The sequence below is a fragment of the Arthrobacter sp. YC-RL1 genome (assembly GCF_001454985.1).
GTDB classification, from domain to species: Bacteria; Actinomycetota; Actinomycetes; order Actinomycetales; family Micrococcaceae; genus Glutamicibacter; species Glutamicibacter soli.
Genome location: NZ_CP013297.1, coordinates 2769732 through 2788305, shown reverse-complemented (window position 1 = coordinate 2788305; position 18574 = coordinate 2769732). Strand labels below are relative to the sequence as shown.

General features: G+C 65.3%; 19 protein-coding genes. 10 read left to right on the top strand and 9 right to left on the bottom strand.

Annotation, left to right across the window (positions count from 1 at the left end; all coding sequences use genetic code 11):
* Positions 1-132: 132 nt before the first annotated feature.
* From ATC04_RS12940 to ATC04_RS12920, 5 genes are all read right to left on the bottom strand, one after another.
* Positions 133-546, bottom strand: a complete 414-nt coding sequence (locus ATC04_RS12940) for a hypothetical protein (RefSeq protein WP_060617032.1) — start codon at positions 544-546, stop codon at positions 133-135.
* A 443-nt stretch (positions 547-989) separates the two neighbouring features.
* On the bottom strand, positions 990-2348 hold the full coding sequence (locus ATC04_RS12935; RefSeq protein WP_047121108.1) for an MFS transporter: 1359 nt from the start codon (positions 2346-2348) through the stop codon (positions 990-992).
* Between the two features lie 144 nt (positions 2349-2492).
* Complete coding sequence (locus tag ATC04_RS12930; RefSeq protein WP_047121109.1) at positions 2493-3692, bottom strand: cytochrome P450; 1200 nt, start codon at positions 3690-3692, stop codon at positions 2493-2495.
* Positions 3693-3701: 9 nt separating this feature from the next.
* The gene (locus ATC04_RS12925) at positions 3702-4682 is read right to left on the bottom strand and encodes a PDR/VanB family oxidoreductase (RefSeq protein ID WP_152666949.1); all 981 of its coding nucleotides are present in this window, start codon (positions 4680-4682) and stop codon (positions 3702-3704) included.
* A gap of 149 nt (positions 4683-4831) precedes the next feature.
* Positions 4832-5626, bottom strand: coding sequence for an IclR family transcriptional regulator (locus tag ATC04_RS12920; RefSeq protein WP_047121110.1), 795 nt, complete (start codon positions 5624-5626; stop codon positions 4832-4834).
* Between the two features lie 242 nt (positions 5627-5868).
* On the opposite strand from ATC04_RS12920, the gene ATC04_RS12915 reads away from it, so the two are divergent.
* The 4 genes from ATC04_RS12915 (at position 5869) to ATC04_RS12900 (ending at position 11865) form a co-directional block, all read left to right on the top strand.
* Complete coding sequence (locus ATC04_RS12915) at positions 5869-7137, top strand: MFS transporter (RefSeq protein WP_047121111.1); 1269 nt, start codon at positions 5869-5871, stop codon at positions 7135-7137.
* Between the two features lie 128 nt (positions 7138-7265).
* Positions 7266-8552, top strand: a complete 1287-nt coding sequence (locus tag ATC04_RS12910) for an MFS transporter (RefSeq protein WP_047121112.1) — start codon at positions 7266-7268, stop codon at positions 8550-8552.
* A 5-nt stretch (positions 8553-8557) separates the two neighbouring features.
* Positions 8558-9247 (top strand): FadR/GntR family transcriptional regulator, encoded by a 690-nt coding sequence (locus ATC04_RS12905; RefSeq protein ID WP_047121113.1) that lies wholly within the window; start codon positions 8558-8560, stop codon positions 9245-9247.
* A 392-nt stretch (positions 9248-9639) separates the two neighbouring features.
* Entirely contained in the window at positions 9640-11865 is a 2226-nt protein-coding gene (locus ATC04_RS12900; RefSeq protein ID WP_047121114.1) for a polyribonucleotide nucleotidyltransferase, read from the top strand.
* Between the two features lie 350 nt (positions 11866-12215).
* Here the strand turns inward: ATC04_RS12900 and ATC04_RS19395 are convergent, their stop codons facing one another.
* The 3 genes from ATC04_RS19395 to ATC04_RS12885 form a co-directional block, all read right to left on the bottom strand.
* A complete protein-coding gene (locus ATC04_RS19395) occupies positions 12216-12500 on the bottom strand; it encodes a hypothetical protein (protein WP_157359288.1) in 285 nt (94 codons plus the stop codon).
* A gap of 229 nt (positions 12501-12729) precedes the next feature.
* Complete coding sequence (locus ATC04_RS19390) at positions 12730-13134, bottom strand: hypothetical protein (RefSeq protein WP_047121115.1); 405 nt, start codon at positions 13132-13134, stop codon at positions 12730-12732.
* Between the two features lie 199 nt (positions 13135-13333).
* On the bottom strand, positions 13334-14611 hold the full coding sequence (locus ATC04_RS12885; RefSeq protein WP_047121116.1) for a DUF2254 domain-containing protein: 1278 nt from the start codon (positions 14609-14611) through the stop codon (positions 13334-13336).
* Between the two features lie 243 nt (positions 14612-14854).
* Between ATC04_RS12885 and ATC04_RS19385 the strand changes: the two genes are divergently transcribed.
* The 4 genes from ATC04_RS19385 to ATC04_RS12870 all read left to right on the top strand — a co-directional run bounded on the left by ATC04_RS19385 (position 14855) and on the right by ATC04_RS12870 (position 16734).
* Complete coding sequence (locus tag ATC04_RS19385) at positions 14855-15052, top strand: hypothetical protein (protein WP_152666950.1); 198 nt, start codon at positions 14855-14857, stop codon at positions 15050-15052.
* A 48-nt stretch (positions 15053-15100) separates the two neighbouring features.
* Positions 15101-15937 carry a hypothetical protein gene (locus ATC04_RS12880; RefSeq protein ID WP_047121117.1) on the top strand — a complete coding sequence of 279 codons (837 nt, stop codon included), beginning with the start codon at positions 15101-15103 and terminating at the stop codon, positions 15935-15937.
* Positions 15934-16431 (top strand): hypothetical protein, encoded by a 498-nt coding sequence (locus ATC04_RS12875; protein WP_047121118.1) that lies wholly within the window; start codon positions 15934-15936, stop codon positions 16429-16431. Before ATC04_RS12880 ends, ATC04_RS12875 begins: the two co-directional genes overlap by 4 nt.
* Positions 16432-16503: 72 nt before the next feature.
* Positions 16504-16734 (top strand): hypothetical protein, encoded by a 231-nt coding sequence (locus ATC04_RS12870; protein ID WP_047121119.1) that lies wholly within the window; start codon positions 16504-16506, stop codon positions 16732-16734.
* 68 nt (positions 16735-16802) lie between these two features.
* Here the strand turns inward: ATC04_RS12870 and ATC04_RS12865 are convergent, their stop codons facing one another.
* Positions 16803-17363: a purine-nucleoside phosphorylase gene (locus tag ATC04_RS12865; protein ID WP_047121120.1), complete on the bottom strand. Its 561-nt coding sequence runs from the start codon at positions 17361-17363 to the stop codon at positions 16803-16805.
* 125 nt (positions 17364-17488) lie between these two features.
* Between ATC04_RS12865 and ATC04_RS12860 the strand changes: the two genes are divergently transcribed.
* Positions 17489-17980: an S-ribosylhomocysteine lyase gene (locus tag ATC04_RS12860; protein WP_047121121.1), complete on the top strand. Its 492-nt coding sequence runs from the start codon at positions 17489-17491 to the stop codon at positions 17978-17980.
* Between the two features lie 133 nt (positions 17981-18113).
* Positions 18114-18491, top strand: a complete 378-nt coding sequence (locus tag ATC04_RS12855) for a hypothetical protein (protein ID WP_047121122.1) — start codon at positions 18114-18116, stop codon at positions 18489-18491.
* The last annotated feature ends 83 nt before the right edge of the window (positions 18492-18574 follow it).

Here is an 18574-nt window from a genome sequence, read left to right as displayed (position 1 = left end):
GCCCCGGCTCTATTTAAGCGAATCCCAACCGGACTCGTCCGGGCCAATACGTCATCGAATCATCAAGCATGGTTCAGGGTTGGTTTCATCTGCCGATGGCGTCTTGAACTGTTGGAACGAAAAGAAAACAGGCTACCTGATCCTCAACGCCGCTGAATATGCGGCGCAGGAGTCACCAAGAACGCAATCATCAAAGGCGCTGCCGGTGACAAGCAGGGTGGCGTTTCCGGATGGGAAATCTTCCGGTATCAGGACAGCGCTGGAAAAGGAACCGTCCGAGTTGACGGGCGTTGATCCCAGGTCAACCGGGTCGTCACCGTGAGCTTCGGCGACCAGCGTGTACCCGTAGATTGTTCCATTGGCAATCTGAAGGTCACATGCCGTGGGCTCAGAGGAAATCGTCACCGCCGAACCGGGCACTGCACTGCCGGGTGAAATCTCTAGTGCACCGGGCAAACACCGACTGGTGGTGCTGGCGCATCCGGCCAAAAGGAACGCGGGCATAAGCAATACCGCGACACCGGCGAAGAGCATCGTCTTTTTCATCGGACCCTTTCGCCATGTTAATCGCACAGCCTAGCCCACCTTGGCCGGTGGAGCATGGCCCGGATCGACGGGTCGTGCCGTGGGTTGGGCATGGCGGGGTCTTCGTGGGCCCGTTTTCGCGGGCCCACGTCATAGGCCGCATCTTTCCTGATGGCCGCGCTCCCGGGCTCTCGCCAGATGCCTGACCGGTGCGCCGAGCTCTTGCCCGGAATCCATGGCGGCCTACGCGACGCCTGATGCCCCCGCCTTCCGCAGCACTGGACCTTGCCATGTTAAGTGGCCATGAGGACGTCTCATGGCACAACGATGAGGGTGTGCCCGCAACGCCGAACCCAGCTGCCGCCACCCACGTCCGGTCTCTCGGATCAAAACACTGAGCGGCCCGCCACCAATGGGGCGGGCCGCTCAGTGTGCGGTGGACCTCAAGGCCAAGAGAGGGGGGATTAGACCTCCAGGCCCAGCTTCTTGCGGTCGCGCTGCTGGTTGATCCCCAGGCAGGCGACGACGCCGATGACCGCGATCATGACTCCGGTGAGCACGAACGCCTGCTCGTAGCCGATGGCCGGGGTGGCGGCGGCGCTGACCATGGCGCCGACCACGGCCGGGGCGAACAGGCCGCCCGCGGTCAGGAATGCGTTGGTGATCTGCAGGACCGCACCACGCTGGGCAATGCTGGTGGTTTCCGCCGCGACCAGGTAGGTGATGGCGAACAGTGCCGGAGCGGTGCCGAAGCCGAAGGTGAAGAAGGCCAGTGCCGCGCCTTGGGAGTCGGCCGCGGTGCCCAGCAGCACCATGACGCCGGAGAAGACGGCCGATCCGCCCAGAACCAGCCCGCGGGAGACGCGGGTGCTCAGGCCCCGGTTGCCCAGCACCTGGGTGAGCCAGGACAGCCCCACGGTGGAAATGGCGCCCCAGATGGCTGGCAGGGCGATCAGCGATCCGCCCTTCTGGGTGCTGGTGCCCATCACGGTTTCGAAGTAGGCCGGCAACCAGGTCATCGCCACGGTGAAGGTCCAGTAGCCCAGGAAGGAGCACAGCACGGCGATCAGCCAGCTGGGGGTCAGGAACGACTTCAGGTACGGGACCTTGGTGTCCGCGACCACGGACTTGGCACCTTCCAGCGGGCTGGTGCCTTCGATCTCCATCTCAGCCTGGACGGAGGTGTAGGGTCCTTCCTTGCCGATGAACAGCCACAGCACGCTCCATACGACACCCACCAGGGCCACGAAGATGAACGCGCTCTTCCAGCCGAATTCTGCGGTGACGTAGGCGATCACCGGGGCAAAGGCGACCACACCGAGGGTGACGCCGGCCGAGGCCAACGCGGCCGGGGTGGCCGAGCGGCGCATCGGGAACCACTTGTACACGGCGTGCATCGTGATCGGGGCCAGCGGCCCCTCGCCGGCGCCCAGCAACAGCCGGCTGAACCACAGTGCGGGCAGCGAGGCGAAGAGGAACACCGGGACCTGGGCAATCGACCAGACGATGCACAGGACCAGCAGGATCCACTTGGCCTGGATGCGGTTGGCAATGGGGGCGGCGACGAATTGGGCGACGCCGAAAAGCGCGAATACCGCGCTGCCAAGTAGGCCGAATTCGGCCGGGGTGATTCCCAGGTCCTTCATCAGCGGAACCGCAACAATGCCGAGGATGGCCTTGTCGGCCCAGCTGATCATCATCAGAATCAGCAGCATGACGGTTACGAGCCACCCGTAGGCGGTCCGCTTTCGACTGCTCCACGTCGCAGGATTGGAGTTCGAGGACTTGCGGGGCACGGAGGGTGCCGGAGTTGTCTGAGTCATGGTTTTCCCAAGTGAGTGAGGGCGGCTTCGTTGCCGTTGGAGGGATGTTGGGGGAGTGCAGAAGCCCTAAGGAGCGTGGGCGGAGATGAAATTCTCCGCCGGACAACGGTGGTTGTGGGCGGAGAATCCCATCGGTTGCGGCGCTTAGCGCGCCGCGGTGATGGTCACTGGCAGCGATTCAAAGCCGCGCAGCACATTGTGGATGATCGGCACCGCAGGGGCGGCCGGGGTGATGGTTTCAACGCGCTCCAGGAGTTGCTGGAGCACGATTTCCATCTCCAGGCGTGCGATCGGTTGACCCACGCACTGGTGCAGGCCCATTCCGAAGGCCACGTGGCCGGAGGAAGAGCGGTCGAAGCTGAACTTGTCGGCGTCCGGACCCCATTTGTTCGGGTCGCGGTTCGCCGCGCCGAGGAATACCAGCACCTTGGTTCCGGCTGGCAGATGTACGCCGCCCAGCTCCGTGTCGACGGAGACGGTGCGGTGGAACTTCTGGAACGGCGACTCCAGGCGCAGCGCCTCGTCGATGGCGAACTTCGCCAGGTTGGGCTGGCGGCGCAGTTCGGCCCAGACCTCCGGCTCGCGGGCCAGCACCGAGAGGGTGTTGCCAATGCCGAAGATCGTGGTGTCCACACCTGCCGAGAGCAGCGCGCGCACCAGCAAGGTGGCCTGCTGCTCGGTGATCAGGCCGTCTTCGACGCGGGCCCAGATCTTGGCCCCGAAGCCGTTCTCGGACAGCGACTCGCGTTGGCAGGCGTGCATGACCGCGGCGGTGTGCACGTCGGCCTCGGCGAAGGCCTGCTGGAAGATGTAGTTTTCCGGACCGAAGGCGTTGAACACCATGTTTCCGTACGGCAGCAGGTGCTCGCGGCCTTCTTCCGGGGTGCCCACGGCATCCGGGAAGACGCGGATCGGGTACTTTTCGGCCAGGTCCTTGACGACGTCGAAGCCCTGAAGCGTGGCCAATTGCTCGGTGAGCTCAACGGCCGGCGGCGTGAAGGGACCGCGCAGCGCGCGCACGGTACCGGGGTTGATGACACCGGTCAGTGCGCGGCGCATCAGGGTGTGGATCGGCGGATCCGACTCCAGGATGCTCGGCGGGCGCCAGGCCTCGTCCTTGCGGATGTCCCGGGGGCCGAGGCCGCCGGCGGAGGAGTAGGTCTCGAAGTCGGTGAGGACCTCGTAGACCTCCTCGTAGCCACTGATGGCGTAGCTGCCGGTGGCTTCCAGGTAGCTGACCGGTCCGGCCGCGCGCAGCCGGTCCAGGAAGGGATAGGGATCGGCGATCGCCGCGACGTCGAACGGATCTTCGCGGAACACCGGTGCTTGTGTCGTGGTTGACATGGGAATCCTTTAGAGTTCGAGAACGAGCTTGCTGCAACCGGCGGCGGCGCGGGAAACGCAGACCATCATGACGTCTCCGGCGTCCTTGTCCGCCTGGGAGAGGGCGGCATCGCGGTGTTCCGCCTCGCCGCTGATGATGCGGGTTTCGCAGGTGCCGCACAGTCCGGCGCGGCAGCTGGAGAGCACCCGGACGCCGACCTCTTCGGCTGCTTCGAGAATGGTCTGGTTGGTCTCCACTCTCAGGGTGGTGCCGGTCAGCGCGAGCTGAACCTCGAACGGTTCGGTGTTGCCGCCCACGCCCAGGGTGTCTGCGGCGAAGCGCTCGGTGTGCAGTGCGCCGGGAGGCCAGCCCATGCAGAAGTCCTCCACCGCCCCGAGCATGCCGCCCGGGCCGCAGGCGTAGACCAGCATGTGGGCGCGGGGCATGCCCAGGATCTGCTGCAGGTCCAGGCGGCCGGACTCGTCCTCGGCGATGATGCGGACCTTCTGCGCGCCGAACTCGTCTTCCAGCTGCTGGGCGAAGGCCATGGTGTCGCGCGAGCGTCCGCCATAGTACAGGGTCCATTCCTTGCCCTGGGCCTCGGCGGCGCGCAGCATCGGGATGATCGGGGTGATGCCGATGCCGCCGGCGAGGAACAGGTACTTGCGCGAATCCACCAGCGGGAAGTTGTTGCGCGGTGCGGAGATGCGCAGTTCGCCGCCGGCACGCAGCTGGTCGTGGACCCAGGCCGAGCCGCCCCGCGAGTCCGGGGTGCGCAGCACGCCGACGCGCAGCGTGGACAGGTCGTCGGTGGGGGAGCAAAGGGAGTACTGGCGGGTCAGCTCATCGGTCAGGTACAGGTCGATGTGGGAGCCCGGCGCCCACTGGGGGAAGTCCGAGCCGTCGGCGCGGCGCAGGATCAGCGACGCAACGCCGTCTGCGGGGTGCTCGACGGCATCGATGACGGTGTCGATGATGGCCGGGGCCTGGATGGGGGCAGTGATAGTCATGCTCTACCGCTCCTGGGTGCGATTGTTGCGAGTTTTCGGTCCGGAATCCGGAGGCGAGGTGTGACCCCAGCGTAGGTGTAGCGTGCAACACAATTGTCCGAGCTTTCCACCCAATGGAAGATCGCCGTTCGCGGCGGGTTCGGCGCCTGTCAGTTCGCCATCGACGTGCCGATTCGACGGGCAATGCTGCGGGCGGCAATGCGGAGCACCGGGACCACGGCGCCCACGGAGGCGGGGCGTTCAAGGGTGACCACGCCCAGCGCTGCCACGCAGCGGCCGGTCAGCGACATCACCGGAACCGCGATGCCGTAGTTGTGGCTTCCGGCTTCCCCATGGGTGGTCGCGTAGCCGTTCTCGCGCGCCCGGGACACCTCGGTGCGCAGCTTGGAGGGCGAGGTGATGGTCCGGTCGGTCAGCCGGCTCAGGTGTTCGAGCCCGACCTCCAGCAGTTCGGGCTCGCCGAAGGCCATCATGACCTTTCCTGCGGCCGAGGCATGCAGTGGCAGGTGGTCGCCCACGCGCCGGAAGGGGGCGCCCACGCGGGTGCCGGACATGCGTTCAAGCAGGAGCACCTGGTGGCCGTCCAGGATAAACAGGTTGACCACGTTCTGCGTGACAAACAAAACGTCCTGCATATACGGGGCGGCCAGCTCGGCAAAGTTCTGGTGGGTCGGGGCCAGCAGTCCCAACTGCCAGAGCCGGTGCCCGATGAAATATTCCTGGCCCGAGCGGTGCAGCGCGCCCCAATCCTGCAGTTCGGCGATGAGCCGGTGGGCGGTGGCCACCGGAAGTCCGGCGCGCCGCGACATCTCGCTGAGGGTCAGCCGCGGGTGTTCGGAGTCGAAGGCGCCCAGCAGGGCCAGCGCCCGCGAGGTCACCGACTGCCCGCGGGCGGAGGGCTGGGCTGACTGGGTGCGCGCTTGGCGCGGCGTGGCATTGGCCATCAAACAACTCCGGAAAACTTCGAATGCCGCGACACCTGGCACGTGGCGGACGCTGCATGAACGGCGCCGGACCGTCCATCCGGTCCTCGGTCTATCCATGGTACGGGCGCTGGCATGGCCGGGGTTAAAGATGACCTAGTGTTTCCATTGGGCGAAAAGCTATCGCACCGAGCGCGGCGGCCTCCGGCAGGCTGGCGAAGGATCGGCCGGGTGGCCGTCCTGCAGGTATACGGGAGTGATCGATGGCGACCAGCGACAGCACCACGACGCAAGTCGCGGCCGGACCCAACGCGGCCGCGTGGCTCAGCGTTGTCGGAGTGGGCGTCGTGGCCGCGACGCACATCTGGAAGCTGCCTTCGGCCCTGCAGCAACTGCAGGCCGAACTGCATTTCGACCTGCTCTTTTCCGGGGTGCTGCTCGGTGTCATCCAGGTGGCGAGCATGCTCGGAGGCCTGCTGGCCGCCTGGTGCGGCGAGCGCTACGGCTTGCGCAGGCTCTTGATGCTCGGCCTGCTGCTGCTCGGGGTCGGGTCGCTGCTCGGAGCTGCATCACCGGATGCGCTCGTGCTGCTGTGCTCCCGGCTGCTTGAAGGCATCGGCTTTGTGCTGTGTACCGTGCTGGCGCCGGCGCTGATCCGGCTGAACTGCGCGCCGACGGAACTGAACAGGGCCATGGGCGCCTGGGGTTCGTTCCAGGGTTTAGCCACCCTGGCTGGCCTGTCGCTATCGAGCCTCATGCTTGACTGGACCAGCTGGCGCTGGCTATGGGTGGCGATGGCGCTGCTGAGCCTGGCGATGCTGCTTCCGCTGGCCAGGCTGGTGCCCGATGACCGTCGCGCCCGTCATACGGAGTCCGGAGTGCGCGGCCAGATCGTGGCCACCGCGCGCCAGCCGGCGCCGTGGCTGACAGGGCTGGGCTTTGCCTGCTATACCGTCCAATGGATGGCGGTCATGGGATTCCTGCCCGCGATTTACGGGGCCTTCGGGATCTCTGCGCTGACCGCCGGGTTGTTCTCCGCCGGCGTGGGCGGGGTAAATATCATTGGCGCAGTGGTGGCCGGGCGGATGCTGCAATCCGGCCGCAGCCCGTCGGTGCTGCTGGTGTTTGCCTTCCTGTTGATGGCGGTGTCATCGATCGGGTTCTTTGCGCTGCCGTGGGTACAGATCGGCGGGGGCATGGTCGGGGCGCTGGCCTGCGCCGCGGTGTTCTCGCTGGTTGGCGGCATGGCCCCGGCGGTCTTCAGCCGGATCGGCGTGGACCTGGCGCCCTCGGGTGGTTCGGTCAGTGCCGTGATCGGGTTGATGCAACAGCTGTTCAACGTCGGTAACTTTATCGGTCCGTTCATCCTGGCCTGGGTTGCCGTGCTGGCCGGAGGCTGGCAGGCCTCCTGGGTCATGACCTGCGTCTTCAGCGCCGTGGGCATCTGGTTGGTGCTGCTGTTGCGCCGTCGCTTGACGTTCGGATCGCGTGTCGAATCACAGGGTCAAGCGTCCGGTGCCGGCGCGCGTTGAGCCTGCCCGTAGGCTACCGCACTGCCGCGGCATTCCGGCTGTCGGTGGGTATTGCCAGGCGCCACTGCGCGGCATCGCGCAGTGCGCAGGGCTTGACCCTCAAACATCAGACGTCTAACGTTTAAGCAATGACCGAACAGGTAGATTCACTCCCCGCACCATCATCCGCAACGGCAAAGGCCTCCGCGCCGGCCAGCTCCGGCGGTTACCGCAAGTCCACCATGGCTTTGGCCCTGGTGGCCATCGTGCTGCTGGGCGTGAATCTCCGTGTCGCCGTGGCCAGTGCCGCCGCGCTCTTCCCGGCCCTGCAGGAACTGCTCGGTTACGGTCCGCTGGTCGCGGCGCTGCTGCCCACGATCCCGGTGCTGTGTTTTGCCTTCGCCGGGCTGGCGACCACCCGCCTGATGCGGCTGATGGGACTGGAACGCTCCATGGTGTTGGCGTTGGTTCTGCTCACCGCCGGGCTATCAATCCGTTTGGCCCCCGCCACCTCCATGCTCCTGCTGGGCACCATCGTGGCGATGTCGGGCCTGGCTGTGTGCAACGTGGCCATGCCCTCCTTCGTGCGCAAGTACTTCCCGCAGCGCACCGCGGGCATCACCAGCCTCTACTCCATCACCATGTCCGCCGGCGCGGCGCTCGCCTCCGGCATCAGCGTTCCCATTGCCCTGCAACTGGATTCACCGCTGGCGGCCCTGGGCGTCTGGGCCATCCCGACGCTGGCAACCCTGGCCGTGGTGGTGCCGCTGGCCCTGGGCGCTCGCCGGAACCGGAACGAGTCGAACGCCGCGGTCCACGTCTCTCCCTGGCCGTTGCTGGCTACCCGGCGCGGCCTGCTGATCACCGGGCTGTTCACGCTGCAGGCTCTGCTGGTCTACAGCATCGTCGGCTGGCTGCCCTCGATCCTGGTCGACCGCGGCATGGACGCCACGGCCGCCGGTGGGCTGCTGGGCGGGCTTCAGCTGGTCACCATCCCCGCCACGATCCTGGTCATGGCGCTGGCATCCAAGGGGCTGCTGCGTGCGGCCTTCATGATTGCCAGCGGCGCTGCCCTGGTGGGTTTCCTGACCCTTGAGTTGCTGCCCATCCAGCTGGCCCTGCTGCCCACCCTATTCCTTGGCATCGGCTTCACCATGTTCCCGCTGGTGATGCTCGCCATCAGCCGCAGCGGAGACAGCGTCGAAGAATCCTCGGCCATGTCCAGCCTAGCGCAGTCGGTAGGCTATGTGTTCGCGGCCATTGGACCGTTCTCCCTGGGGTTGCTCTCCTCGCTGCTTGGCAGCTGGACCCTGCCGCTCTGGCTGCTGGTGGCAGCGGCCGCGCTGCAGGTGCTGCTGGCGCTGTGGCTCAGTGCCAGCATGCCCATGCGCAAGACCGGCCGGCTTGAGCAAGTCGATGCCAACGCAGGAGAATAGCAGCCATGTCTTCCGTGCAGAATTTTTCGCGCCGCGGCCCGCTGTCGCACGAGGTCACCGACTGGCTGCGCGAACGCATTGTTTCCGGCCAATGGCCCCGGGACGAACGCATCCCCTCGGAATTCGAGCTCATGGAGCAGCTGCACGTGTCCCGCGGCACGCTGCGCGAAGCTATCAAAGCCTTGAGCCATGCAGGCATGTTGGAGGTCCTGCGCGGGGACGGCACCTATGTGCGGGCTACCAACGAATTCGACGGAGCCGCGCAACAGGTCTACCGGGAACACAAGGACACGGACGTGTTGCAGCTGCGTTTTGCCCTGGATACCCAGGCCGCGCGGCTGGCGGCGCTCAATGCGGACGCGCGGACCAAGGCCATGCTGCGCGAACTGCTTGACGCGCGCCGGCGCGCCTGGCAATCCAAGGACATCCAGGGATGGATTGATGCGGACTGGCAGTTCCATCTCGTGGTCGCGGAAGCCTCCGGGAACCGGCTGCTGCATGAGGTCTACACGAGTTTCAACGACATCTTCCACGGCACCAAAATGCACCAGCGGCTGCTCGACGGCTTCGACGGCTGCCTGGAAGCCGGGCATGATGAGCTGCTGGCGGCCATCGAAGGACGCGACGAGGAAAAGGCGGCCGCCAGCGTCCATGCAAATCTGGAGTACTGCATGAGCTGGGCACAGCGCAGCTGACTTCACGCCGCCGGCCAGCTGCCGGAGCTTGGCGGTGCTTGATTGAGTTGCGGGGTTCAGAACCCCTCAACGATTTGTTCCGCCGAAGCCGGTCTTGGGGCTCCTCGCCCCGCTCGGGGCACGCCACGTGACCCAGCAGCCACTGCAGCTTTAGGTAATTCCCGGTAGGCTTAGAGGTGGGCCGGTGCAATGTGCGCTGCGCCCCGAAAGAAAACAACTCCCAGGACTGACCGACCGTTGGTCCCGACCGCCAGTTTCGCGGTCCTCGGTAGTGATCTTCGCGGAAACCCCCTGGGGTTCACGCGCGGGTCTCGATCGAAGACCAGATCTGGGTAGGGCCATACGGTTCGCTCGTCCGTCGCATGGGAGCGATTGAAAGGAGCACCCCCTTAATGGAGGGTCCAGAAATCCAATTCGCCGAGGCCGTTATCGACAACGGCCGCTTCGGCTCCCGCACCATCCGCTTCGAGACCGGCCGCCTTGCCAAGCAGGCCGCCGGCTCCGCAATGGTCTACATCGACGAAGAGACCGCGCTGCTGTCGGCAACCACCGCCGGCAAGCACCCGCGTGAGGGCTTCGACTTCTTCCCGCTGACCGTGGACGTCGAGGAGCGCATGTACGCTGCTGGCCGCATCCCGGGCAGCTTCTTCCGCCGTGAAGGCCGTCCATCGACCGAGGCCATCCTGGCTTGCCGCCTGATGGACCGCCCGCTGCGCCCGGCCTTCGTCAAGGGCCTGCGCAACGAGGTCCAGGTGGTTGTCACCGTTCTGGCCATCGATCCGGACGAGCTGTACGACGTGGTGGCCATCAACGCCTCCTCGATGTCGACCCAGCTGTCGGGCCTGCCATTCTCCGGTCCGATCGGCGGCGTTCGCGTTGCGCTGGTCGACGACGGCAACGGCGCTCAGTGGGTTGCCTTCCCGCGTCACTCCGAGCTGAAGAACTCGGTCTTCAACATGGTTGTCGCCGGCCGCATCGCCGGTGACGACGTCGCCATCATGATGGTGGAAGCCGAGGCTACCGACAACGCTTGGGAACTGATCAAGGAACGCGGCGCCGTGGCTCCGACCGAAGAGGTCGTCGCCGAGGGCCTTGAGGCTGCCAAGCCGTTCATCAAGGTATTGTGCGAGGCCCAGGCCGACCTGGCTTCCCGCGCCGCCAAGGAAACCGTCGAGTTCCCTGTCTTCCGCGACTACGAAGAGGATGCCTACGCAGCAGTCGAGGCCGCCGCTTCGACCCGCCTGGCGGAGATCTACACCATCGCCGACAAGCAGGACCGCGACAACACCGCCAGCGAGTACAAGGACGAGATCCTTGCCGAACTGGCAGGCGAAGGCAAGGCCTTCGAAGGCCGCGAGGGAGAAATCTCCAAGGCCTTCGGCGCAGTCACCAAGCACATTGTGCGCCAGCGCATCCTGACCGAGCAGGTCCGCATCGACGGCCGCGGCCTGGCTGACATCCGCCAGCTGTCCGCCGAGGTCGAGGTCCTGCCTCGCGTGCACGGTTCGGCCATCTTCGAGCGCGGCGAAACCCAGATCATGGGCGTCACCACCTTGAACATGCTGAAGATGGAGCAGCAGATCGACTCGCTGTCCCCAGTGAAGTCCAAGCGCTACATGCACAACTACAACTTCCCGCCATACTCGACCGGTGAGACCGGCCGCGTGGGTTCGCCTAAGCGCCGCGAAATCGGCCACGGCGCACTGGCAGAGCGCGCACTGGTTCCAGTGCTGCCAAGCCGCGAGGAATTCCCGTACGCCATCCGCCAGGTCTCCGAGGCGCTGGGCTCCAACGGCTCGACCTCCATGGGCTCTGTCTGCGCCTCGACCCTGTCGCTGTTGAACGCCGGCGTGCCGCTGAAGGCAGCCGTTGCAGGCATCGCCATGGGCCTGGTCTCGGACACCGTTGACGGCGAAACCCGCTACGCGGCCCTGACCGACATCCTGGGCGCCGAAGACGCCATGGGCGACATGGACTTCAAGGTCGCAGGTACCTCCGAGTTCGTGACCGCGATCCAGCTGGACACCAAGCTGGACGGCATCCCTGCCTCGGTGCTGGCCGCTGCGCTGACCCAGGCCCGCGAAGCACGCCTGCACATCCTGAACGTGCTGAACCAGGCCATCGACGCTCCGGACGAGCTGAACGTCAACGCTCCGCGCATCATCTCGGTGAAGATCCCGGTTGACAAGATCGGCGAGGTCATCGGCCCGAAGGGCAAGATGATCAACCAGATCCAGGAAGACACCGGCGCTGACATCTCGATCGAGGACGACGGCACCGTGCTGATCGGCGCAACCAACGGCGAATCCGCCGAGGCTGCCCGTTCGGCCATCAACGCCATCGCCAACCCCCAGGTTCCTGAGGTCGGCGAGCGTTACCTGGGCACCGTCGTGAAGCTGACCACCTTCGGTGCGTTCGTTTCGCTGACCCCGGGCAAGGACGGCCTGCTGCACATCTCCGAGCTGCGCAAGATCAACGACGGCAAGCGCGTGGAGGACGTCGAAGACGTCGTCGGCGTTGGCCAGAAGATCCAGGTCGAGATCACCAAGATCGATGACCGCGGCAAGCTGTCGCTGGCGCCGGTAGTCGAGGAAGACGAACTGGCTGCCGCCGAGTAGTCTCGCAGACTAGCGTCTGAAAGGTCCCGTCCCACCCATGCGGTGGGGCGGGACCTTTCCCCTTTCCAAGGTCCTGGGGTAGGCCCCGCCTCGTCCTGTCCGGAGCGGAGTTCCCGATCCGTTCTGGAAGCCTGCGGCGCTGCCTGCGCGATCCGCGGCGGGGGCGTCGCCGCGGCTCGGGCTGCGGCAACGGCGATGAGGCGGCCGTGCCTGATTCCGTGACGGCAGGACAGGTCCTCGTCAACGGTCTTGCCCTCGAGCTATATGGCGCTGAAGTGACGTGAGTCGTAAGAAGAGGGTGGGGAAATTTAAACGGTGGCCAAGAAGTCAGCGGATCCGTATCTCGGCAGCTAATGCTTCGTCAGCGACGAGGTTTTGCAGTTCGTTGCCCGGGGCTTGCCGGAACGTCGATCGAACGGACCATCGAGCGGGTCGACACGGACGCCGCCGGGCACCAGCACAACCCGACGATCATGCGTTTCGTCGAGGCTACCGAGGCGAAACTCTTCCGCGAGTCGGGCCAGCCGGGCTACTTTGACATGGCCCCACGGGTGGGCCACGAAATCGACTAGCGTGCCGAAGCTGTATTTTGGCCAGGACGTGAGCACCGCGCCGATCGTGAGCAGGATCGGCACGAGCTCCGTGGAATTCGGCTTCGGGGTCTGGGGCCACCTGCATGAAGGCCGCCCAATGGTTCTCGACGCCGCGGGGAAGTTCATCCCGCTCTGCGTGCCGCAGGACAGCGGTGCCTCCGCTCCGGGCCCAAGCTATCCGGGCGGCCGTCGGCGGATAGCAGGTTGTTGCTCCGGCTGGTTGGCCGGGTCCTTGGCCGGCCGGAGCGGTGAACCCGGTCTGGCCCAGCGCTCAGTCGGCGGAAAACAGCACAGCGAGGGGCACCAGCGGCAGGACGTCCGCGGCCTGGGCGGCAAGCTGCTGGTCCAGCGCCACCAGCGCGTCTGCCTGCAGCACGCCGATGGCGAGGTATTCGGCCCTGCCGAGCGTCCCCCACCCGTGCTTGCGCGCAAGCTTCCAGGCGGTGCCCCGCGACCCACGGTCTCCCAAGGTGCGGATCTTCACCGCGGTCATCGCATCGTGCAGCCCCAACGCTGCGGCTTCGGACAGCGTGCCTGCCTCCACCTCGGCCAGCAGCAGTTCCAGGGCCTCGACGCGAATGGCATGCGGAGCCACAAGCTGGTGATCATGGTGAATCGGGGCGCCCTGCCGCACGATCTCCAGTAGCGCCGGCGGGTCAATGAGGAAGCGGGTCATGCGCCCATCCTACGCCCGGGCATCAGGGCTGCTTGCGTGCTTCGGATCTGTTGCCGCACGGCATCTGGATGAAGTCATCTGGTCGCCGGCCTGCAGGCGCGGCGCGATTATCAACCGCCCTGCTTCCCCGGTTCCGGCGGAGTACTTCGGACATATTTCCACCCAGCAGGATCACCTTCCGGGCCAGCGCGCCGACGACTCACTCCGGGGAGGTCAGCCCGCCCGTCGGCTGGCTGTCCTGCAGCGCCGCGGCGTGCAGCGTGCGCACATCGTCGATGTCCGCGTCGTGGCTCAGCGCGTGTTCGGCGCGTTCCAGCGCCTCGCGGGCCGCGGCACGCAGCGCCCGTGCCCAGTCGGCATCACCGGTCACGTCAAGCAGCGCCCCGAGCTCGCGCTGGATGCGCAGGGCGACCTCCACGACGCCTGCCCCGTCGCGGGCAATCGGGCGGAAGGCATCCTTCAGCAGGTCCGCGGCTTCGATCCGGCGCACATGCACGCGCGGGTGCTGCAACTCCGGCTTGGCCGTGCTGCGCACCGCGATGTCCAGGACCCGCTGCTGCGCGGCGAGCACCTCGACGCCGGTGCCCGGGTCGTTAACCGCCGGGGAGAGCGCCCGGCTGGAAATCTCCGACAACGCGATCAGGCCCAGCCGCGGATCTTGTTCGAAGGTACGGTGGGCGGCGATAACGAATGCGTGTCGCACCGCCTCGGCCGCTTCCTCGGACAGCGCGCGGTCGGCGACAACCACCGGGTGCGAGGCGACGATCCGCGCACCGGCGCGGTGCTGCACCCACAAGGTGCAGTCCTGCTGTTCGGCGACCCGCTGCAGCGCGGCCATGTCCACGTGGGTCACGAACCCCGAAGAGCCGCTGGCCACCGGCACCGCCTGTGCCGGGGGAGCGGTCCACGGGTTGGCGCCCATCAGCGGATCGTCGGCGTAGCCCTCCATGGCCCGGCAAGCCGCATTCTCCACCCGGTCAATGATGTCTGACATGCGGCCGAACACTGTGAGGAAGGAAATCCAACGCAGTAGCGTCACCAGCACTGTCACGATGACCAGCATGATGCCGAGGAAGAGCACTGCCTTCCCCGACTCGTCGTACACCTTCATGGACAGGGCGACAATGCCCACGATGGAAAAGGCGAAGGCCCCGACGAAGGTGGACAACGCGTTATGCGAGGTGCGGTCGGCGATGAGCAACTGGATCGAGCGCGGGGTGCCGATCTGCGTCGCGGTGGCATAGGCCGAGACCATGGTGGTCAGCGAGAACGTGGTCACCGCGAGCATCGAGGTGGCGAGGATTTCCAGGATGGTGCCCGCCGCATCGGTGCCGAGGGCCCCGGACAGGGCCGGAGGAACCAGCTCGCCCAGCGGATGCGACACGATGGCCAGGACGATTCCGACCACGGTGAACAGGCTGGCTCGAAACCAAATGCCCCGCAGCGATTCGCGGGCGTAAGCCATCCAGCGCGTCATGATTGCTCCCTCGGCCCAATTTTCCTCAGAACCCCGTATGACGTGTGATGTTATCACGGTGTGCAGGACGGCAAGAGGCGGGTGTTCCGTGTGCGCTTGCGTGCTTTCGATTCGGGATCCGCACCATCCACGCCATGTCTGGAGCGTGCTGAATGCCGACGCACGTGACAAGTTGAGAGCGGATCCATCGCCCTGGCTGCCCCCGTTCAACGACACCAGTTCTTGGGCTGGAATCTTTGGTGGGTGAAAGAGAAATTTCACTTGGCCGAGTTTCGCCCGGATGCCGACTGCAACGGACTGCGCACCACAGGCTGCCTACATGAAAAGAATCCGGGCTGCCCCAACCTGTCGGGCACACCTGCCCCTGGCTCACGCCGTGCGTTGGTGGGTTTCGGGGACATCATGGAAAAGCTGGGCTTGTTGACCTCGATTCGCGTGTGACGCGGATGATCTAGAGTAGGTCAACAAGTACCGATCGTTGGGGGCGGCATGGCTGAGAGCGAAGTAGTCGATCCGGACTGGAAGCTTGCCGAGGCCATGGCCTCCGCCGTCCTGGGATGGAATGAATGGTGCCATCGCCGGCAGGACAGCTATATTCCGTTAGAACAGGATCGCGGGCAGGTCCAGCATTCCGTCGATTGCACCCCGATGCGTGACCCGTCCTTTGCCCTGAACCCTGAACTGCGCAGCGCACAGGAAATCCCGTCGGAGGCCCAGGCACTGGTTCCGCTGGCGATCGTTCGCAAGGGAGTGCTGCGGGAATTCGACGCCTTCGATCGTTCCGGGGCGGGCGTTCCGGTGCTGACCCGGGAACAGAACATCGATTTGTCGGCAGGTCTTTTGGCTGTCCTCCTGCTGCGGGTCGAAGGCCTGGTAGTGGACCCCGAACAGCTGATGGAATGCCTCTTCGCGGTTGTCGGCGATGAACCCGGCGCGGTAAATGCGGCCCGGGAACTGGTTGAGCAAGGCTCATACCGGCAACATCGGATCATTGACCATGAGCTGCTGCAGCAGACTGCCCAGATTCCGGAATTGATCAGGAACCTCGGTGCCGGATTCTTGCTTGTCGCGGTGGTTCCCTATCGCGATCTGGGTTCCCGGGGCATTATCAGGGTTTCATATTTGTGGGACTTCAAATTCGTTGGCCGCAAGGCGATGACCTTCCTCAAGGGGCACCGCTCCATCCAGCTTCCGATGACAGCTGCCAGTGATTCCCAGGCGTATCACCTTGAAGTCAGGCTACCCGCGAATGTCCGCTGCCTGGGTCTGAGCATTCCCGGGTCGATTCAAGTGGCGCAGGCCCAGACGGCGCGCCGCGGACGGTGATCCAGCCCGACCACGAGATCGGCAAGAGCACTGATTCGACCCTGCACTTGCGCGCCAGCTATCTGATTCCGCCCTATCGCTCCGAGGCCTGGCTTGAACTTGTCGGTTCGCGCAGGGATACGTTCTGGGCAGCAATACTTGGCGGCATATTCATTGGCGTGGTGGGGGTGCTGCTGACCTTCTTTTCGGGGAGCCTTTCGTCGGACCAGGCAGACGCGCTGGGCGATTCGACTACAGCCTTGACCCTCTCGGTTCCGGCGGTGTTCTTCGGCTATGTTTCAACCCAGCAGGACCACCTTCTGGGCCAGCCGCTGACACTGATGTACAGGCTGGTCTTGCTGGTCTATGCAGGGATCCTCATGAGCATGGCCGGAGCCTCCATGTTCGTGGCCAGCGCGCCGATCCTGCGAACTATTTGGGCAGCCGGAGCGGGCCTTGGATTCCTGATTTTGGCATGCCTTACTGCTAAGGCTACGCGCAGGCTTCTGGCATAGAATTATCCGTAGGATCTGGTTTGGCGCCGATGCGCCAGCCCTGAGCGCGGAAGATCGTTGGAGGCTGCAGCTATGACGAATTCACAGGCTTCGTCCAAGGGCCTGAGCATGAAGCCGGCCAAAATCTACAAGGTGGCAGAATCACGGTCTACCCGCCGGGTAATTCCCGTGGAAGTGGCGACGCGTTTCGGTGTCGATCCGGTCCTGTATTCAGAAGCCAGCGTGGCCCAGGCCGAGGCACAAGCCAAGGCTGCACGAGCCAAGAAGGCGTGGGACCTGAATACTTTGCCCGGGAACAAGTAGGGGCCAGATCCCGTCCTGTCGTGGAAGCGATTCCACGGGTGGAGCAGACCCGGCCCGTACCCGAATTCCTAACGCAGGAACTTGTCGTAGAACTCGCGCAGCTGCACGCTCTTGGCCTTGGCGATGTCGTCCCATTCATCGATCGACGCCGAGTCGTCCGCGTAGTCCGACGGGATCTTGAAGATCTGCAGCGGCACGTTGAAGCGCTGACAGATGCTGGCGTACGCGTAGCCTTCCATGTCCACCAAGGAGGCGCCCAAGCCGGAGATGTGCACGCGCTGCTGGTCGTCGGAGACGAAGACGTCGCCGGTGGCCATGGTGGCCTGGAAGTCGGGGAGCAGGATTTCGCCGGTTGGCTCGACGTCTGCCGAAGGCAGCGGGAAGTCGTGCTGGATCAGCTTGGTCACTTGGTAGATGGTGTCGAGGCTCGGGCGGTCCTCGCCTGCATGGCCGACCACGCCGGCGGTGCCCAGCACGACGACGCGTTCGATATCGCCTCCGGCCAGTTCGCTGGCCAGCGCCACGGCCGCATTGACCTTGCCCACACCGGAAATCAGGTGCTCGACATCGGCGAATGCCACGGCCTCGTCGCTGTGCGCGAATACGAGCAAGGTCTTCTTGTCCGACATGAAGTTCCCTTCTAGGAAGTCAGTCCGGGGTCCGCTGTTGCGCCCCGAAGTCTCACAAAATTCTATCGGTTACGCCTCATTAACCATCATCGCGTCGAGGCCAAGTGAGCGGATAAACTTTTGGCATGAGTGATATTGAACTTGCAGAAGTTGAGAGCTTCGCGCTGGACCACACCAAGGTCAAGGCGCCCTACGTGCGCAAGATCGGCGTCGAGCACGGCCCTAAGGGCGACGTCATTTCCAACTACGATATCCGCTTCGTCCAGCCGAACCACGGCGAGATCCCGACCGCCGGGCTGCACACCATCGAGCACACCTTGGCCGGGCTGATCCGCACCCGCTTCGAGGGCCTGATCGACTTTTCGCCGTTCGGCTGCCGCACCGGATTCCACCTGATCGCCTGGGGCGAGCCGACCCCCGAGCAGGTGGCCGCGGCCATCAAGACCTCGCTGGAGGACCTGGTCCAGAAGGTGACCTGGGATGACGTGCCGGGCACCGAGGCGGTCAGCTGCGGCAATTACCGCGACCACAGCCTGCACTCGGCCAAGGAATGGGCCAAGGTGATCCTGGAGCAGGGCATCAGCCTGGACGCCTTCGACCGTTCCCGCATCGCCTAGCCGCAGCACCCTGCGGCAGAGGATCCCGGCCCCGCCCGTGTGCGTGGCCGGGATTTTTCGCGCTCCGGGCACGGCCGGCGCGTGCTTGAAGCAACCCAGCCAATACCTATGTTGCATGGGTAGCATGGCAGGTATGCGAAAAGTTCTGTCCTCGGCCGCTGTACTGTCGATCATCACGCTGGCGGCGGCCGGCTGTACGAACTTCGACGCCGCGGCGACCTCCCCGGTCAGCGACACCTGCAGCGCGGCCATCCAAACGCAGAACGAGGCATGGTCCAATCCCGAGTCCTCGAACGAGCAGCTGCAGGAAGCCGAGCTGCGCGGACTGCAGGAGTGCAAGAACATCGACGAGTGGAGCACCGCGGTGTCCTACAACCCCGGGTCCATGGGCTACGACGTGCTGAGCACCGAAGAAGCCGCCAACCTGGTCTACATGGCCTGCGAAAGCGGGGACGCGGAGAACCTGACCCCGGTCTGCGCGGACGCCGCAGGCCGCGGCTACCTGAACTAAGCCGCCGGGCGGAGCGGAATTCCGCACCCCAGGCGGCACGCGGGACTGGCATGCTTCGCCACGCGGCGCCCTGAGACCCAGTT

Bases quoted from the DNA above. Each gene is read 5' to 3' on its own strand.
- ATC04_RS12930 (WP_047121109.1), bottom strand. From the start codon at position 3,692: ATGTCAACCACGACACAAGCACCGGTGTTCCGCGAAGATCCGTTCGAC.
- ATC04_RS12915 (WP_047121111.1), top strand. From the start codon at position 5,869: ATGGCGACCAGCGACAGCACCACGACGCAAGTCGCGGCCGGACCCAAC.
- ATC04_RS12880 (WP_047121117.1), top strand. From the start codon at position 15,101: ATGGCTGAGAGCGAAGTAGTCGATCCGGACTGGAAGCTTGCCGAGGCC.
- ATC04_RS12905 (WP_047121113.1), top strand. From the start codon at position 8,558: ATGTCTTCCGTGCAGAATTTTTCGCGCCGCGGCCCGCTGTCGCACGAG.
- ATC04_RS12870 (WP_047121119.1), top strand. From the start codon at position 16,504: ATGACGAATTCACAGGCTTCGTCCAAGGGCCTGAGCATGAAGCCGGCC.
- ATC04_RS12855 (WP_047121122.1), top strand. From the start codon at position 18,114: ATGCGAAAAGTTCTGTCCTCGGCCGCTGTACTGTCGATCATCACGCTG.
- ATC04_RS12920 (WP_047121110.1), bottom strand. From the start codon at position 5,626: ATGGCCAATGCCACGCCGCGCCAAGCGCGCACCCAGTCAGCCCAGCCC.
- ATC04_RS12885 (WP_047121116.1), bottom strand. From the start codon at position 14,611: ATGACGCGCTGGATGGCTTACGCCCGCGAATCGCTGCGGGGCATTTGG.
- ATC04_RS12910 (WP_047121112.1), top strand. From the start codon at position 7,266: ATGACCGAACAGGTAGATTCACTCCCCGCACCATCATCCGCAACGGCA.
- ATC04_RS12940 (WP_060617032.1), bottom strand. From the start codon at position 546: ATGAAAAAGACGATGCTCTTCGCCGGTGTCGCGGTATTGCTTATGCCC.
- ATC04_RS12865 (WP_047121120.1), bottom strand. From the start codon at position 17,363: ATGTCGGACAAGAAGACCTTGCTCGTATTCGCGCACAGCGACGAGGCC.
- ATC04_RS12860 (WP_047121121.1), top strand. From the start codon at position 17,489: ATGAGTGATATTGAACTTGCAGAAGTTGAGAGCTTCGCGCTGGACCAC.
- ATC04_RS12900 (WP_047121114.1), top strand. From the start codon at position 9,640: ATGGAGGGTCCAGAAATCCAATTCGCCGAGGCCGTTATCGACAACGGC.
- ATC04_RS12935 (WP_047121108.1), bottom strand. From the start codon at position 2,348: ATGACTCAGACAACTCCGGCACCCTCCGTGCCCCGCAAGTCCTCGAAC.
- ATC04_RS19390 (WP_047121115.1), bottom strand. From the start codon at position 13,134: ATGACCCGCTTCCTCATTGACCCGCCGGCGCTACTGGAGATCGTGCGG.
- ATC04_RS12925 (WP_152666949.1), bottom strand. From the start codon at position 4,682: ATGACTATCACTGCCCCCATCCAGGCCCCGGCCATCATCGACACCGTC.